Annotated in this window: 16 protein-coding genes; 1 reads left to right on the top strand and 15 read right to left on the bottom strand. The window is 65.6% G+C overall.

The window, feature by feature from the left end:
- The 10 genes from IQ216_RS04425 to IQ216_RS04380 form a co-directional block, all read right to left on the bottom strand.
- The coding region (locus IQ216_RS04425) for an NAD-dependent epimerase/dehydratase family protein (protein ID WP_193814499.1) at positions 1–645 on the bottom strand (645 nt) is incomplete at its 3' end.
- Positions 642–1,595, bottom strand: coding sequence for a UDP-glucuronic acid decarboxylase family protein (locus tag IQ216_RS04420; RefSeq protein WP_193814498.1), 954 nt, complete (start codon positions 1,593–1,595; stop codon positions 642–644). The genes IQ216_RS04425 and IQ216_RS04420, both read right to left, overlap by 4 nt.
- A 4-nt stretch (positions 1,596–1,599) precedes the next feature.
- Complete coding sequence (locus IQ216_RS04415; RefSeq protein WP_193814497.1) at positions 1,600–2,979, bottom strand: nucleotide sugar dehydrogenase; 1,380 nt, start codon at positions 2,977–2,979, stop codon at positions 1,600–1,602.
- A 334-nt stretch (positions 2,980–3,313) separates the two neighbouring features.
- Positions 3,314–4,240, bottom strand: a complete 927-nt coding sequence (locus tag IQ216_RS04410; protein ID WP_193814496.1) for a DUF4115 domain-containing protein — start codon at positions 4,238–4,240, stop codon at positions 3,314–3,316.
- Between the two features lie 75 nt (positions 4,241–4,315).
- On the bottom strand, positions 4,316–6,664 hold the full coding sequence (locus IQ216_RS04405; RefSeq protein ID WP_193814495.1) for a type II secretion system protein GspD: 2,349 nt from the start codon (positions 6,662–6,664) through the stop codon (positions 4,316–4,318).
- Positions 6,665–6,970: 306 nt separating this feature from the next.
- Complete coding sequence (locus IQ216_RS04400; protein ID WP_193814494.1) at positions 6,971–7,756, bottom strand: hypothetical protein; 786 nt, start codon at positions 7,754–7,756, stop codon at positions 6,971–6,973.
- Positions 7,753–8,460: a PilN domain-containing protein gene (locus tag IQ216_RS04395; RefSeq protein ID WP_193814493.1), complete on the bottom strand. Its 708-nt coding sequence runs from the start codon at positions 8,458–8,460 to the stop codon at positions 7,753–7,755. Before IQ216_RS04395 ends, IQ216_RS04400 begins: the two co-directional genes overlap by 4 nt.
- Entirely contained in the window at positions 8,457–9,335 is an 879-nt protein-coding gene (locus IQ216_RS04390) for a hypothetical protein (RefSeq protein ID WP_228007133.1), read from the bottom strand. The genes IQ216_RS04395 and IQ216_RS04390 overlap by 4 nt, the downstream gene beginning before the upstream one ends.
- Positions 9,336–9,399: 64 nt before the next feature.
- A complete protein-coding gene (locus IQ216_RS04385) occupies positions 9,400–10,596 on the bottom strand; it encodes a quinone-dependent dihydroorotate dehydrogenase (RefSeq protein WP_193814491.1) in 1,197 nt (398 codons plus the stop codon).
- Positions 10,597–10,605: 9 nt separating this feature from the next.
- Positions 10,606–11,418 (bottom strand): ribonuclease H, encoded by an 813-nt coding sequence (locus tag IQ216_RS04380; protein WP_193814490.1) that lies wholly within the window; start codon positions 11,416–11,418, stop codon positions 10,606–10,608.
- Positions 11,419–11,525: 107 nt separating this feature from the next.
- Between IQ216_RS04380 and IQ216_RS04375 the strand changes: the two genes are divergently transcribed.
- A complete protein-coding gene (locus tag IQ216_RS04375) occupies positions 11,526–12,335 on the top strand; it encodes a DUF3747 domain-containing protein (protein ID WP_193814489.1) in 810 nt (269 codons plus the stop codon).
- Positions 12,336–12,665: 330 nt separating this feature from the next.
- Here IQ216_RS04375 and rplL read toward each other — a convergent pair whose 3' ends face one another.
- From rplL to nusG, 5 genes are all read right to left on the bottom strand, one after another.
- On the bottom strand, positions 12,666–13,049 hold the full coding sequence (rplL, locus tag IQ216_RS04370) for a 50S ribosomal protein L7/L12 (protein ID WP_193814488.1): 384 nt from the start codon (positions 13,047–13,049) through the stop codon (positions 12,666–12,668).
- Between the two features lie 80 nt (positions 13,050–13,129).
- A complete protein-coding gene (gene rplJ, locus IQ216_RS04365) occupies positions 13,130–13,663 on the bottom strand; it encodes a 50S ribosomal protein L10 (RefSeq protein WP_193814487.1) in 534 nt (177 codons plus the stop codon).
- A gap of 327 nt (positions 13,664–13,990) precedes the next feature.
- Positions 13,991–14,698, bottom strand: coding sequence for a 50S ribosomal protein L1 (gene rplA, locus IQ216_RS04360; protein WP_193814486.1), 708 nt, complete (start codon positions 14,696–14,698; stop codon positions 13,991–13,993).
- Positions 14,699–14,795: 97 nt separating this feature from the next.
- Complete coding sequence (gene rplK, locus IQ216_RS04355; RefSeq protein ID WP_186697491.1) at positions 14,796–15,221, bottom strand: 50S ribosomal protein L11; 426 nt, start codon at positions 15,219–15,221, stop codon at positions 14,796–14,798.
- A gap of 103 nt (positions 15,222–15,324) precedes the next feature.
- On the bottom strand, positions 15,325–16,005 hold the full coding sequence (gene nusG, locus IQ216_RS04350) for a transcription termination/antitermination protein NusG (protein WP_228007132.1): 681 nt from the start codon (positions 16,003–16,005) through the stop codon (positions 15,325–15,327).
- Between the last annotated feature and the right edge of the window lie 2 nt (positions 16,006–16,007).

Here is a 16,007-nt window from a genome sequence, read left to right as displayed (position 1 = left end):
GTTGAACACCCGGATCGGCTCGCCGGCCAGGATCGCCCGGGCGAACAGCATCGGCGCCATGTCCGGCCGTCCCCAGGGGCCATAGACCGTGAACAGGCGCAATCCCGTGGCCGGCAGTCCGTAGAGATGGCTGTAGCTGTGGGCCATCAGTTCATTGGCCTTCTTGGTGGCGGCGTAGAGACTCACCGGGTGGTTCACCGGCTGGGATTCCGTGAAGGGAAGCTGGGTGTTACCGCCATACACCGAGCTGCTGGAGGCATACACCAGGTGGGCCACCTGCTGCGCTCGGCAGGCCTCCAGCACCTGGGAGAAGCCCAGCAGATTGCTCTGGATGTAGGCCGCCGGGTTGGTGATCGAGTGGCGCACGCCGGCCTGGGCCGCCAGATGCACCACCCGGTCAAAGCGCTCCCGCTCGAACAGGGCGCTCAGCAGGGAGGCCTCCTCAATGGCCCCGTCCACGAAGCGCCAGGCGCCCGAGGCGGCAAAGGGCTCCAGCCGCGTCAGCCGCGCCCGCTTGAGGTCCGGGTCGTAGTAGGGGCTGAGGTTATCGAGGCCCACCACCTGCTCCCCCCGCGCCAGCAGGCGCTCGCAGAGGGCCCCGCCGACGAAGCCAGCCGCCCCTGTCACCAGAACAGCCGTGGTCATGGGATGGGCATGGGGAGGCTGGCGCGAAAGAAGGCGATTGTGGGCTCGAGGCCCTGCTCAAGGGACACACCGGGCTCCCAGCCCAGCTCTCGCCGGGCCAGATCAATCACGGGCTGCCGCTGCAGGGGATCATCCTGGGGCAACGGTCGGCAGACAAGTTCCAGGGCTGGATTGATACGAGCCCGCACCTGTTCAGCCAACTGCCGAATCGTGAACTCGCCAGGGTTGCCCAGGTTGATCGGCCCCGTGGAGGCGCCGTTCATCAGGCGGATCAGGCCTTCCGCCAGGTCATCCACAAAACAGAACGAGCGGGTCTGGGAGCCATCGCCATAGAGGGTGAGCGGCTCGCCGCGCAGGGCCTGCACAATGAAATTGCTCACCACACGCCCGTCATCGGGGAGCATGCGCGGCCCGTAGGTGTTGAAGATGCGCGCCACCCGAATCTCGGTGCCGTGCATGCGGTGGTAATCGAAGCAGAGGGTCTCAGCCACCCGCTTGCCCTCGTCGTAGCAGCTGCGCGGGCCGATCGTGTTGACGCAGCCTCGGTAGCTCTCCGGCTGGGGATGCACTTCCGGATCGCCATACACCTCGCTGGTGGAGGCCAGCAGCAGCCGCGCCCCCACCCGCCGGGCCAGGCCCAGCATGTTGTAGGTGCCCAGGAAACTGGTCTTGGCCGTCTTGATCGGGTTGTGCTGGTAGTGCACCGGCGGAGCTGGACAGGCCAGATGCCAGATGCGGTCCACCTCCAGCCGGATCGGCTCGGTCACGTCGTGGCGCAGCAGCTCGAAACGCGGATGGCCGATCCACTGGGCGATGTTGGCCTTGCGGCCCGTGAAGTAGTTGTCGAGGCAGATCACCTCCTCGCCGGCCTCCATCAGCCGATCCACCAGGTGGGAGCCCACAAAGCCGGCTCCGCCGGTGATCAGGTTGCGCTGCAGCGTCTCCGCCATGGCCTCAGCCCTCCCCCACGCGCCAGACGTTCAGCCCAGCTGCCCGAGCGGCCTGCTGATCAGCACTGCCGCGGGCATCAAAGAGCCAGGCGGGACGGCGCATCAGGGCGGCGGTGGCGGCCCAGTCGATCCGGCTGAACTGCTGCCATTCGGTGAGCAGCAGCAGGGCGTCGGCTCCTGTCGCGCCCTGCTCCAGGGCGCGACAGGGCGCCCAGCTGGCCTCGCCCTCGCCGGGGGGCTGGCCGAGGTCGGCCTCGATCTGGGCGGGGCTCACCTTGGGATCGAGGATCTGCAGCTGGGCACCCTCCTCAATCAGGTCGCGGGCGATCTGGATGGCGGGTGAGGCACGGGTGTCGTTGGTGTCGGCCTTGAAGGCAAAGCCAAGCAGCACCAGGCGTTTACCGGTGACGGTGCCGAACAGGCGCTGAACCACCAGGCGGGCGATGCGGTGCTGCTGCCAGCTGTTGAGGCTCACCACCCGCTCCCAGTAGCTGGCCACCTCCTGCAGGCCGTAGTGGCGGCAGAGGTACACCAGGTTGAGGATGTCCTTCTGGAAGCAGCTGCCGCCAAAACCCGGGCCGGCCCTGAGGAACTTGGAGCCGATACGGCTGTCGCTGCCGATGGCGCGGGCCACCTCGATGACGTCAGCACCGCTGGCCTCGCAGAAGGCGGCGATGCTGTTGATCGAGCTCACCCGCTGGGCAAGGAAGGCATTAGCGGCCAGCTTGCCCAGTTCGCTGCTCCAGATGTTGGTGCGCAGGATGCGCTCCTGGGGCACCCAGTGGGCATAGATGGCGGCGAGGGCCTCGATCGCCTCGGGATCCTCACCGCCGATCAGCACCCGGTCAGGGGCCTCGAGATCGGCCACGGCCGAGCCCTCGGCGAGGAATTCGGGGTTGGAGAGCACCGCAAAGCTCTGGCCGGGCTCTGCGCAGCCGAGGATCGCCTTGACGGCCTCGGCGGTGCGCACCGGCAGGGTGCTCTTCTCCACCACGATCGTGTGGCCGCGGGCGGCCTTGGCCACAGTGCGGGCACTGGCCTCGATCCACTTGAGGTCACTGGCCTGACCGGCGCCCAGGCCCCTCGTCTTGGTGGGGGTGTTGACAGAGAGGAACACCATGTCGGCGGCGGCGATGGCCTTCTCCACGGCGGTGCTGAAGTGGAGATTGCGGCCGCGGCAGCGGGCCACTACGGCGTCGAGACCGGGCTCATAGACCGGCAGGCGGCTGAGATCGTCGTGGTTCCAGAGGGCGATCCGCTCGGCATTGAGGTCCACCACAGTCACGTCGATCTGCGGGCAGCGATCGGCGATCACGGCCATGGTGGGTCCACCCACGTAGCCAGCGCCGATGCAGCAGATGCGACGGGGTAGCTGTGCTGCCAAGGGAAGACACCTCGAATCCGATGAAGCTACGCCAGGCGTTCCTTGGCGCTCAGAGCTCGCCGAAGCTCCCTGGAGCAAACAGGAAGTTGTCACCGACGGTGCTGCACGGCAAGCGAGCCGGTCCACGCGTTGGCTGGCTGGAGACAGTGGGGTCGGCGTCAGCGAACCGCCGTGTGGGCGTCAGCCGTGATCGCCTGGTCGCTGGTGTTCGACATGGTGACGCCAAGGCCACCGTCTTCAGCGACGGATAGCGACAAGTGAAGTCCGGGGCCGGGCGAGATGTCACTCTCAAGGAGGCCAGCGTGAAGGTGAGACTCCCCCCACAGCCAAGTTTTCATCCTTCGCTTTTCCCGCCAGGGAGTGGCTGTTCAGAGGCTGATCCGGCTTGGCCCGGCAAAAAGGTCTTCCAGCCCAGATTGTTGATCGCCGCGAGTGGCCGGAAGTCGTCGTCTCCAGCCGCCGCCACCCCGAGATGATCAGGGCGGCCAGCCCGCACCCGCAAGCCTGTCCCCAGGGGAAAGCTGCGCAGATCGCCCTTGTTGAGCAGTTCAGCGAGAACAACCCGTCCACTCACTGCCTCCACCTCCACCCAGCAGGGTCCATCGGCTTTCAGCCGTAGATCCTGCGTGCCAGGTTTTGGGCTTACCGGCGGGTCATTGGAGCTGGGAGTGGCCGAGTCCGCCCCTTCGGCCTGGACGTTGCTCGCAGGCTTGCTGTCTACCCTGCCCCCGCTGGACGGCCCTGCGCTAAGGGCATCCTGGCCCCTACGCCCCAGGGAGTCGACGCCCACCACCAGCAGGACAACTGCCGTCGTGGTGGTCATCAGCAGCGGCAACTGTTGTCGCAGCGACAACCGCCGAGTGGCCGATCTCCAGCGCCGGCGCAGGCCGATGCGCCAACGCCGCGTGCGCCTGGGAGGCAGCGGATCGGACCTGGCTGGGGCAGCATCCGCTGTGACTTCAGGCCTTGGAGAGGACGGGACCGCAGGGGGCGCAGGGCTCTCAGCAAGGGACAACTGGCCGGCGGGGAGCTGCTGATACAGGCAGCGTCGCTCCTCAAGCAGCCGCCGGATTTCTAGGGCAAGGAGCTGAACTTGCTGACGAAACTTCGTCTCGTAGATGGAGGGGATTTCGTTAATCAGGGTCTGGTATTCCACCAGTTCAGCCTTGGCCCGCTCCAACTCCTGCTCCAGAAGCTCTGCAGCTTCCTCGCCAACAGAGGACTGATGGCTGGATGATTCTGGGGATGGTTGGGCCTTCAAAACGGATGGATCATCAGAGGCAAGAGCAGAGGTCAGCCTCGAAGGGATGGCACCGCCGCAAGTAAAACCAGCCCATTAGAAGTCTCCATTGCCGAGGAATTCACGGCCTTGCCGGGTACCCGGCTGATAGCCATAGCCAAACGTGCCACCCGTTTCGTCGTTGATGATACGTGGTGTGACCATGATCACAAGTTCACGCTTTTCTTTTTGGTTGCCAGTGCTGCGGAAGAACTGACCGATCAAGGGAATATCCCCCAGAATCGGCCATTTGCTGACCACCGAGCGATCAAAGTCTGAAATCACACCGGTGAGAATGAGTGTCTGACCATCGCGCACCCGCAAGGCGCCGGTATCCAGACTTCGGATGCTGAGAATGTTGAGATCCGAGCCACAACCTGCAGGAGCCGGTTCGCGATCGGTCACGGCAGAAACGCTCGGAGAAAGTACAAAGGTGATGAAGCCGTTGTCATCAATCTTCTCCACCCGTGCTCCCAGCACAAGCCCCGCGGTCGCCAGCCCCGGGGTGCACACCACATTTCCGCCCTGGGCGGGAGTTTCCGTCTCGTAGCTGGTCACCACGTTCGTTCCTACCCTCACCACGCCTTCATTGGCCCGGCGCCGCCCAATCGGTGAATCAACACCAAATTCACGGATGCCCTGCCGCACTTCATCTGAATTCGTGCCGCTGGACATTTCATTCCCTTCCCTGAGCAAGGAAGGATTCTCCTGCAGGATCAGGGTGGGGCTAGCCAGCAGCTTGGTCGAACCCGAGACGATCTGGGCCCTGACAAAATCAAAGAACGTATCCGCAGGGTAGTTGGTACCAGGGTTGATCCTCCTGGTGCCCGTAAAGGTTGAGGATGAGATAGTGGATGTTTCTACATTGCGTCCGAGGGTGCGGGAGAGCACCCTGTTGACATTTCTCTGCAGAGAGTCGGAGCTGAGATTGGTGGAATTGTTAATCGGCTCCACGATGAACTGCCCGTCCAGCTCAACCAGGCGTGAGCCGGTTTCACTTGACAATGCCCGGTTGACATCCCGTAGCTGGCTGTTGGTGAGAGTCCTACCCAGCCCCCGCGTGATGGCAAGACTGTTGGAGGAGTTACGGGTAACGGTTTCCGTCTGTGCGAAGTCGGCCTCCCCGGGAGGCAAGAAACGACCGAAGGCCCCCAGCAGCTGGCCATTATCGTTGACGATGAAGTTATTACCGAATCGGAAAGCGAAGGAATTATCAATCGAGGCTTCATTCTCGAGATTAACATCGAGAATCCTCACATTCAAAGCAACCTGACGTTGCCTGAGGTCCAACTGTCTGAGGTACTGCTCACCGATGGCCACCACGGATGGATCACCCACCATGGTGATCGTGCCGAGGCGCGTATCAGTGGTGGCTCGCAGGCCGATGAGGGGGCCAGTGGTGGCGCCGAAGGCTTCCACGGTTGTGATTGAACTGGCCTGGGTGGTCTGGGCGTTGGGGGCGGAGGAGATCGCATCGGCCTGGGTCACACCCTGGGTGACCGAGGTGGTGACGGTGTTGGTCTTGGTGACCGTGGCTCCCAGGTTGGCCAGATAATCCGCAGCGGCATTTGGGCCCACCTGGTTGAGACGATACACCTTCGACACCTGGGCGCCGAAGCTCTTCGAAAGGGCATTCGGACCCGCCAGGATCATGTTGCCCTCAAGCTTTCCCTGCAGGCCTGCTGCCAGGAGGGTGGTATTCAAGGCGCGGGCATAGGACTCGCCGCGGAAGGCAATCGATAGGGGTCGATTATTCTGATTGGGCGGTGCTCCACCGGGCGCCGCGGCGACAGAGGGCTCATCGACATAGGCAAAGCCGTAACCCCCCAGACTGGCCAGGGCCATCAGCGCGTCGCGGGCCGGCGCATTCTTGAGGGTCATCGTCACCGGCGGACCAGAGACATTGACGAAGCCGGGGTTGCGCAGGGTCATGGTGCCCACGGCCATGTCACCCAGGGGTGGGGCCACGGCCCTCGGCTGCAGGGGCGGCGCATAGGTGGGCAAGGGCACGGCGCCTGGGCTGGCCAGGTTGAAGCTGTTGACCTGCAACGAGGCCTGGGGCACAGGCGAGGGGAAGGAGAGGATCAGGGAGCGCCCATCGGCACTCACCACAGGCCTGCCCAGGGTGACCCCGGGCATGGGGGTGACGCTGATCGAGAACGAGGTGCCCCCGCCATCAAAGTTGATCGCCTGGAAGCCCACCTCCGGCAACGACAGACGCTGGGGACCCACCATCAAGGCCGAGGGCTCAGCGGTGAGCAGCTGGCCCTGCCATCCGGGACCATCCGAATTCTGCTGCAGCTGGGGCGAGATCCCAGTGCCTTCAATCACCAGCTCCACCGTGTCCGGCAGGCGCCGCACCTTGAGCTGAACAGCGCCAGTCAGCTCCTCGGCTGGAGGGATCATGCCCGCCGATGGCACCCTCGGAGCTGACCCAGCCGCTGTCTGGAGCAGTAGAGGCGTAAGACAGCCAGATGCGAGGATCAATGGCCAGCAGGTTTTTCCAGCGGCAGGCCCTAAACGCGTACCGCGCAGCACCACCATCACCTAAAGCGGGATTGGAAGAGCGTGAGCCTACGCGCGTTCAGGAGGCGAATACAGTTCACTGCTGTACAGAAACGGAGGCCTCCATCCCAGTAAACCGGTAGCAAATGCGGCAGCGACTCGCTTCTCTGTGAGTACGTCAACCTGCCGTGTTGCTCTGCTAGAGCCCTACTCGACCCCGGGCGGCGCCGGCGGAATAGGTACTGGAGCGCTGGGAGCCGGAGGCGCCTCAGGGGCATCGGCGGCAGCCTCGACAGGCCGGGGCTTCAATCCTCCTTCGGGCACCTTGTAGTAGGTGAGCAGCAGCTTCAGCTCGGGCACGGCAGGAGTTCCGGGTGGGAGGCGGCCCTGCTGATTGGCTCCCGTGGCGGCTGCGGGGTTGACCAAAACCATCCTGAAGTCACTGGGGATGGCCAGCAGGCTGAGCTTTTCGACGGCCCGGAGAAAGCCGAGCAACCGCGGATAGCTTCCCCTGGCGCTGAGCAGCACCTGCTCCGCCGTCAAGCCGGCCTGTTCAAGCGGTGTCTCGGGCGGCGGGGCCTGCTCCCCTTCCGCCTGGCCATCTGGCTGAGCAGCCGCACGGGTCGCCACCGGCTCATAGAGCTCGAGCTGCACGCCGTTGCGGCTGGCTTCGCGGTCGATCTGGCTCAGAAAGGTGAGAAACTCGCCGCTGCCCTGAATCAGAGCCAGGATTTTGCGCTGTTGCTGCTCGGCCTTGTCCCTGTCCAGGGCGGTCTGATCGAGCTGGCGGCGGATCAGCGGGATCCTCTGTTCCAGGATCTGGAGCTCGGCAAGCCGCTGGGAGTCCGAACGCAGACGCAGTAACTGGGGCACCAGCAAGCCTGTGCTGAGCACAGAAGCGATCAAGACCCCCACGCCGATCGGAACACCCAGCAGGATGCGCTGACGCAGGATCTGCTCCTCATGGGACTGGGAGGACTGGAGATTGGTCATGGCAGCAGTCCCTCCTTCTGGAGCAGGTCGAGGCGGCGGGAAAGGCCCTCGGCGCCCAGGTCTTCGAGGACGACCTTTTCAGCCGCCGCAGGGATCGGCTCGCGGAATGCAAAGCGAAGCTCGAACTCCACGGCGGGCGACACCCTGTTGTTGTTGGTCGCCGTCCGGTCACGGGCGGCCTTGATCAGGGTCACCCCCTTGTCGGCGTCGACCAGGGGCGAACGTTCGAGAACAAGCTGGAGGGCATTGATCCGAACGAAGGCTTCCGGATCGTTGGCCAGTCCTTTGAGCAGCATCTGCTGCTGGTCGTTCTGCTGGAGGGCGTCGGTGAGCTGAATCCCCTGCGGCACCCTCTGTTGCAGATCCCGCATCAGGGCTGAGGAGGAGCGGGTTCCGATCAATCCGTTGACCAGAGCCGTGTTGCTCTGCTCCAGGGTCCGGAGGCCTTGGGCGCTGGCGGTGAGCTTGCCCTGGAGCTGCTGCTCCTCTGTCTCCACCCTGGCGAGCCGATCGATCTCCGCCTCCACGAACAGGCCACGCAGCACCGCCAGACCGGTGAGACCCAGCAACAAGCCGATGAGGCCAGTACCGATCGCCGCGCCCTTGAGCATGGTCTGGCGATCGGACTGGCTGGCCAGCGCCGGTTGCTGAAGGCCCAGCTCCTCGCGCTTCTCGCGCAACAGATCGAACGGGGCGCTGCTCATCGGGCCAACGCCGCCTGAGCCAATCCTGCCAGCGCCAGGGTGCCGAAACCCTGCCGATCAACAAGTTCCAGCTCCAGGCCAGTCTCCTGCTCCACCGCTGCGGCGGCACTCAGCTCGTCGCTCACCAGCAGCCGGTCATGGGTGATGCCGAACTGATCACGGCAGAACTGCAGACAGCGTTGCAGGGCAGGCACCAGCTGGGTGGCCTCCAGGGGAAGCCGCCGCTGGAAGTGGGGGGCCCCATCCACCCAAACGTCGAGCAGGCATTCGCTGCTGGTGGGCTGCAGCACGCCAAGCAGATCGCCTGGGGCCATCGCGTCAAGTTCTTCACGCAAGGCCAGCATCTGGCAGGCCTGGGAGGGCAGCAGGTAGCGCAGGCTTGAGCCGGCGATGGCGAACAGGTCGATCCAGGCTTCCACCGTGGTCCGCGGCGCCGCCACCACCACCGCCCTTCCCTCCCGACCGGGCACTGGCTGCACATCGATGCGGGCCGCGCCCAAGGGAAAAGGGAGCTTCAGATCGGGATTGAGCTCGCGCAGAGCTTCGATGGGGTCCTCAGGGCTGACGCCGCCGGGCCAGCTGATCAGGCGCCACTCACAGGCCTGGCGGGGCAGAGCCACCACCAGAGTCGCATTTTGAGCCTTCTGCTCCAACAACAGGTCTCCGACAAAATCCCCAAAGGCATCGGCAGCAATCGGCATGCCATCGCGCAGGGTGCGGGCCGGAACCGGTGCACTCCAGTTCTGTGCCTGAGGCTTGCCGTTGCGCAACCCCTGACCCACCAGCAACTGTGGATCGCTGAAGTCCAGCAGCACAACCCTGGGAAACAGCTCAGCCTGCAGCTGCCGCCAGCGCTCCTTGATCCCGGCGAGCACCACGTCAGGGAGCCCAAGAACGTTTCAGAAATTAGCCCATTCTTGTTCAATTGGATCTAACCAATCAGCCAACCCTCCACGGCAGGCCGGCCCCCACCGCCTGGCCCAGATGGGCCAGGCGGTGACACCCGAGCTGCCGACTCAGGCCCTCCAGAATCCTGGGCACCAGAGCCGGCCCCCCATAGATCCAGCCGGTGTAGAGCTGAATCAGGGAGGCGCCGGCGGAGATCCGTTCCCAGGCGGCCKCTGGGGAGTCGATCCCTCCCACACCGAKCAACGGCAGGGCAGGCCCCGCCGTGGCCCTGAGCCGGCGCAGCACTTCCAGGGCACGCCCCCGCAGCGGAGCGCCGCTGAGCCCCCCCGCCTCCTCCGCCAGGCTGCGCCCCGTCTGGGCCAGGCGCCGCTGCTCCAGCCCGAGGCGGTTGAGGCTGGTGTTCACGGCAATCACCCCTGCCAGACCCTCCTCGTAGGCCATGCGGGCAATGGCGTCGATGGCATCGTCTTCGAGGTCGGGAGCGATCTTCACCAGCAGCGGGGGGCAGGCGGGCAAGCGCCGCAGCCGCTCCACCAAGCGGCGCAGCAGCACTTCGTCCTGAAGATCACGCAGCCCCGGGGTGTTGGGCGAGCTCACATTGATCACGGCGTAGTCGGCCTGGGGCGCCAGCAGCTCCAGGGAGGCGGCGTAGTCGTCCGGGGCCTGCTCCAGGGGGGTGAGCTTCGATTTGCCCAGGTTGATCCCCAGCACCGCGGGACGCTGGCCTGGCGCAGGCAGCCGCTGGCGCTCCAGGGTGCGCAGCGCTGCGGCCGCCCCCTGGTTGTTGAAGCCCATGCGGTTGAGGGCAGCCCGCTCTTCAGCCAGCCGAAACAGACGAGGGCGGGGATTACCGGGCTGGGCGTGCCAGGTGATCGTGCCCAGCTCGGCGAAACCGAAGCCGAACTGGTGCCAGATCGCCGCCGCCACGGCGTCTTTGTCGAATCCCGCTGCCAGCCCAAGCGGGTTGCGGAAGCGGCAGCCGAACAGGGTCTGCTCCAGGCGCGGGTCAGGCCGGCACAGCTCCTGGCCGAGGCCGGCCAGGGCCCCGCTCAGCAGGGGCCAGCGCCGCCGCAACGAGGCCTGGCCCAGGGTCGTCAGGGTGAGGCGGCTGAGCTGTTCGGCGTCGGCCCCGGCATCGCGGCTGAGCAAAGGAGCCACGAAGCGGTCGTACAGCGCCCCTGTGGCGCTCTCTCCAGCCTTGGCGCCGGCCTGCTCACCATCTCCCATCACACCCGCCTACGGCCGATCGTCCAATCCTGCCGTCCCGCGCCGCAGGCGCCAGCGGCCATCCTCCAGTGGCTCCACCCGCCAGTCCCGCCAGGTCCAGGCACGGCTGCGGCGCTCCAGCGTGCGCAGGGGCTGCTCCACCAGCTGGGCAAGCTCCAGCAGGGAGAGGCCGTAGCCCCGATCCGCCACCCGGTCGGCCCACTCCAGCCGCGTCAGCAACTGCTGCAGTGGCGCCGGGGCAAGGCCCGCCTCGGGGGCGTCGGATCCATCAGCGCCGGAAACGACCTGCTCGGCCTGTCCGGAAGGAGCCGGCACTTCGGCCTCCAGCCTGGCGGTGGCCAGCACCTCTCCGGCCATCAGCGGCGGGATCTGGCCACGCGAAAAGGCCACGGCGATGGTGTCGCAACGCTCATTGTCCGGATCGCCGCTGTGGCCCTTCACGTGGCGCAGGGACACATCGGCAAGGCGGGCCCGGTCGAGCTGCTCCCAGAGATCACGGTTCAGCACCTGCCCACCGGAGGCAGTGCGCCAGCCCTTGCGTTTCCAGCCGTGAATCCACTTGCCGAGGCCATCAATCAGATAACGGCTGTCGGTTCGGATCGCCAGGTCGGGATGGCGGGGCAGATCGCGCAGAGCGTTCAGCAGCGCCAGGGCCGCCGTGAGCTCCATGCGGTTGTTGGTGGTGTGCTGGTCGGCGCCGCCCAGCTCATGGACGGAACCATCTTCAAAGCGCAGCAGCCCCCCCCAGCCGCCCGGGCCGGGGTTGCCACTGCAGGCCCCGTCGCAGGCCGCCGCCACCACCCGCGCTGGCCGATCAGCCACTGGACATCCTCACGATCGTCGCTAGACAGATCTTCTACTCTGAGCTGCCATCAGGGCAGAGCGTCGCCATGGTTAGCAGCCGAGCCTCAGTCAGCAGGCGTGCCTGCATGGCGCTTCGCGTCGCTGTCACCGGCATGGCGATCACCGCCACAGGTGCCGCCGCCATCCTCAGTTCCAGCTGGCTGATGGGCCGCCAGGCCAGCGGCGCCAAGGCAGCGGCTCTGTTCGGCAGCAAGCCGATCGCTCCCGGTCAGGCCATCGCCGTAGCCCAGCCCCTGGCAGGCAACCGCTGGAACCTGATCGTGCTCGAGCAGCTTCAGGCGGCCCCGCCCTGCTGGCGGGAGTACCCGGATGGCTCGGTGATCTCCTACGACAACGACGTGGCCGAGGGCGTGTGCGGCCGCTACCTCTCCAGCAGTGCTTACTCGCTGAGGGTGGCCAACGACGATCTCAACAACCCCTGGCGGCTGCGGGTGGAGAGCGAGAACGGCCGCTTGCGGCTGCTGGCCTCCCACCCCCAGCAGACCACCCTGATCCCGGTGGCCAGAGGCAAGGCTCCTGCCAGTGGCCTCGCCAGCCTAAAGCTGGAGCCTGGCTGGACCTTCCAGCGCCGTACCTACGGCGAGCAAACCCTCAGGCATCTCTACATGGCCCACGCCGAGCCGCTGCCAGTCCTGCTGGCCCGGGCCCGGGGCGGCGGTCAGCTGGCGGCGCTGCCGTCCCTGGGCCCACCCCCCTTGCTGAACCAACCTGACCCCGTGGCGGAGTCCAGCCCCAGCAGCACGCGGCGGGGCCTTGCCAGGGTGGAGCGCTCATCGGTGCTGTCCAGTCGATCCAGACTGCTGAGGCAGTCCAGCTCCCAGCGCCCCCGCCAGAGCGGCGTGATTGCCCTTGAGGTGGTGCCCTACGGCAGCTGAGCCGCCCCCGGGCCAGTTCAACGAGTGACCGACGCCCCCTGGCACCCTGAGATTCCCTCGTTAACGTCATGTTTGTGAGGAGTGGGGAACGACTCTTCCGGGTCGAAACGAGGACAGACTCCGAAAGACCGTTCCACAATCCTGCCCCGCCTTTGGCGGGGCATTTTTTTTGCAGATCAAGGTTCCTGAAGTTGGGGACCAGCAGGCTTCAGGTCGGACGCGGGAGCTGCCAGCGGCCCAGCAAAAAGCCGGCCCACGAAGGAGCCGGCTGGTGAAGGCGCCGCCTGGGCGCCGGTGGGCGCGGGGCCGGCAAAGCCGACCCCAGGGTGATCACTTGATCGACACCTTGCCACCCACCTCTTCGATGGCCTTCTTGAGGGCCTCGGCATCGGCCTTGGCGATGCCTTCCTTGACCGCCTTGGGAGCGGCCTCCACGAGGGCCTTGGCGTCGCCCAGGCCCAGGCCGGTGGCTTCGCGCACGGCCTTGAGCACCTTGATCTTGGCCGAATCTTCGAAACCCTCAAGGATCACGTCGAATTCGGTCTGCTCTTCAGCGGCCTCAGCGGCAGCGGCAGGAGCCGCGGCCATCATCACGCCAGCGGAAGCGGCGGCGGAGACGCCGAAGGCCTCCTCAATCTGCTTGACGAGCTCGGAAGCCTCAAGCAGGGAGAGGGATTTGAGTTGTTCGAGAATCTGGTCGGTCGTAGCAGACATGGTTGGGAATCAGCAACAGATCTGTGGGAAACAGTCGGATCGGTTGAACTCGGCAACAACCGCTGGCATTGAGGCAGGCCTCAGGAGGCCTGGCCTTCGCCATCGGCGTGTTGCTGGAGCGCCCGAGCGAGACCGGAAGGAACCTCGTTGATGCCCACGGCCACCTTGGTGGCCACAGCGTTGATCGCACCGGCGATCTGAGCCATGAGCACCTCCTTGGAGGGCAGATCCCCGATGGCCTTGATGTCGGACTGGGACAGGAGCTTGCCTTCGAAAAGGCCGCCCTTGGTTTCCGACTTCTTGCTGTCCTTCTGGAAGGACTGCACGGCCTTCACCGCACCACCCACGTCGCCCTTGACGAGCACGAAGGCGTTGGTGCCGGTGAGCAGGGATTCGAGATTCGACCAGGCACTGTCGCCATCAATGGCCCGACGCATCAAGGTGTTTTTGGTCACCTTGCACACACCGTTGCTGGCCTGCAGACGGGTCCGCAGATCAGACATCTCCTTGATGGACAGACCCTTGAAATCAAGGACCAGCGCCAGTTCGGCCTCGCCGAGGAGCCCCTTGAGCTCTTCGACGATCTGTTGCTTGTTCTCCAGCGTGCGGCCCATAGGAAAGGATCGGATCGGGGGAACAAGCCGGGTACGCGGCCCTGGACGATAACGCCAACCACTCTGAGAGTGACTGCCGAAGGGCTCGAGGCCGCTGCATGCTCCTGACCCGATCAAGACGCCTGGGGATGGATCCACCGGCGGCCTGGAGGCCGAAAACCTGTCGCGAACACCTCGGCAGGACTTACAGAAACGGGTCATCCGGGGAACCGGAAGCCGTTCTTACCTGCTGTCTGGGGTAGGGCGCGTGCCCTTCTGGCCTAAGCCAGCTCATAAACATAACTCAGCGTGGGGCCAGCCTTTGATGCTGAACCCACCTGTTCCGGCTCAGCCCTCCTGCTTGATGTCCTGCAGGGCGGCGAAGTCCACCTGCACCGAGGGACCCATGGTGGAGGTGACGTAGAGGGAGCGCCAGTAGCGGCCCTTGGCACCGCTGGGCTTCTGGCGATCGATCGTCTCCTGCAGGGCCTTGAGGTTGTCGAGCAGCTTGGCGGAATCGAAGCTGGCCTTGCCGAAGCGCACGTGCACGATGCCACTGCGGTCGGCACGGAACTCGAGCTTGCCGGCCTTGAACTCGGCGATGGCGCCGACCAGGTCAGTGGTGACGGTGCCGGCCTTGGGGTTGGGCATCAGGCCCCGGGGGCCCAGCACCCGGCCCAGCTTGGCCACCTTGGGCATCATGTCCGGGGTGGCGATCAGCAGGTCGAAGTCGATCGTGCCGCCGGCGATCTGATCCACCAGGTCGTCGTCGCCGGAGAGCTCGGCGCCGGCGGCCTTGGCGGCAGCCACGGCCTCACCCCGGGCGATCACGGCGATGCGAATGCTCTGACCGGTGCCGTGGGGCAGGGCCACGGTGGTGCGCAGCTGCTGGTCGGTGTACTTGGGATCGATGCCGAGGCGCACGTGGGCCTCGATCGTCTCGTCGAACTTGGCGGTGGCGTTGGCCTTCACCAGCTCGATGGCCTCCATGGGGTCATGGGCTCGCTCGGCGACCTTGGCCTGGAGGGCGGAAAAACGCTTGGAAACTTTTGGCATGGCGGGTATGGGGTGCGGGCGATGCAGGGCAGGGCTGGGGCGCCGTAGGCGCGGTGGTCCGCTGGCTGGATCTCCCCCTGGGGATGGATGGAAGGACTCAGTCGTTGACGGCGACGCCCATGTTGCGGGCGGTGCCTTCGATGATGCGCATGGCCGACTCCACGCTGGTGCAGTTGAGGTCCGGCAGCTTGGTCTTGGCGATCTCCTCGAGCTGGGCGCGGCTGATGGCACCCACCGCCCCCTTGGCGGAGGTGGCGGCACCCTTCTCAATGCCGGCGGCCTTGGAGATCAGCACCGAGGCGGGAGGCGTCTTGGTGATGAAGGTGAAGCTGCGGTCTTCAAAGACCGAGATCTCCACCGGAATCACATAACCGGCCTTCTCCTGGGTGCGGGCGTTGTACTCCTTGCAGAACGCCATGATGTTGACGCCGTGCTGACCAAGGGCAGGACCCACAGGGGGCGCCGGGTTGGCTTTGCCGGCCTGGAGGGCCAGCTTGATCACGGCTACGATTTTCTTGGCCATCGTCTCGAACTACTGGGCGGAGCTGCGGATCACCTCCTGGAGGGAGGCGTGACGGGAACGGCCATCCTCCGCAGGGAGACGGCCGCTGAGCAGAGCCAGGGGCTCAGCTCTGCTTGCTGATCTGGGCGAATTCGAGTTCCACAGGCGTTTCCCGACCGAAGATCGAGAGCAGGGCCTTGAGCTTGTTGCGCTCGCCCGACACCTCGATCACCTCGCCCTGGAAGTCTTTGAAGGGCCCGGCCGTCACCAGGATCTGATCGCCCTCGGTGAGATCGACCTTCACCACTGCTTTCTTCTCAGCCGCCCGCTTGAAGATGCGGTCCACCTCCTGGCGGCTCAGCGGCCGCGGCTTGATGTGGCCGCGGGCGCGGGCCGTGGCCCGACGCTCCTCAGCCCCAACGAAGTTGATCACGTTGGGGGTGCTGCGCACCGCCATCATCGTGTCCTCGTCGAGCATCATCCGCACCAGCACATAGCCGGGGAACACCTTCTCCTCGGTGCTCTGGCGGCTGCCATCCTTCTTCWACTTGACCCCGGGGGTCTGGGGGATCTCGATCTCCAGGATGCGGTTGTCCACCCCGAGGGTCACCGCCCTCTGCTCCAGGGTGGCCTTTMCTTTCTTCTCGCAACTGGMCGCCACCTGCACCGCATACCAGCGGGCCACCTGGCGCTTCTCGGTGGGGGCTTCAGCCGCGGGCTCAGAGCGCGTCTCTGCCTCCGGGCCAAGCGAGTCGGCAGCGGCGTCGGTTTGGGGTTCAGAGAGGGTCTCAGACACGGTGCTCAGGC

It is taken from the genome of Cyanobium sp. LEGE 06143 (assembly GCF_015207535.1).
GTDB lineage: Bacteria > Cyanobacteriota > Cyanobacteriia > PCC-6307 > Cyanobiaceae > NIES-981.
This window is presented reverse-complemented; position numbering and strand designations above follow the sequence as displayed.

Excerpts from the sequence above, each read along its gene's own strand:
- rplK (WP_186697491.1), bottom strand. The coding sequence starts at position 15,221 with ATGGCCAAGAAAATCGTAGCCGTGATCAAGCTGGCCCTCCAGGCCGGC.
- IQ216_RS04420 (WP_193814498.1), bottom strand. The coding sequence starts at position 1,595 with ATGGCGGAGACGCTGCAGCGCAACCTGATCACCGGCGGAGCCGGCTTT.
- IQ216_RS04400 (WP_193814494.1), bottom strand. The coding sequence starts at position 7,756 with ATGACCAATCTCCAGTCCTCCCAGTCCCATGAGGAGCAGATCCTGCGT.
- rplA (WP_193814486.1), bottom strand. The coding sequence starts at position 14,698 with ATGCCAAAAGTTTCCAAGCGTTTTTCCGCCCTCCAGGCCAAGGTCGCC.
- rplL (WP_193814488.1), bottom strand. The coding sequence starts at position 13,049 with ATGTCTGCTACGACCGACCAGATTCTCGAACAACTCAAATCCCTCTCC.
- IQ216_RS04395 (WP_193814493.1), bottom strand. The coding sequence starts at position 8,460 with ATGAGCAGCGCCCCGTTCGATCTGTTGCGCGAGAAGCGCGAGGAGCTG.
- IQ216_RS04405 (WP_193814495.1), bottom strand. The coding sequence starts at position 6,664 with ATGATCCCTCCAGCCGAGGAGCTGACTGGCGCTGTTCAGCTCAAGGTG.
- rplJ (WP_193814487.1), bottom strand. The coding sequence starts at position 13,663 with ATGGGCCGCACGCTGGAGAACAAGCAACAGATCGTCGAAGAGCTCAAG.
- IQ216_RS04375 (WP_193814489.1), top strand. The coding sequence starts at position 11,526 with ATGGCGCTTCGCGTCGCTGTCACCGGCATGGCGATCACCGCCACAGGT.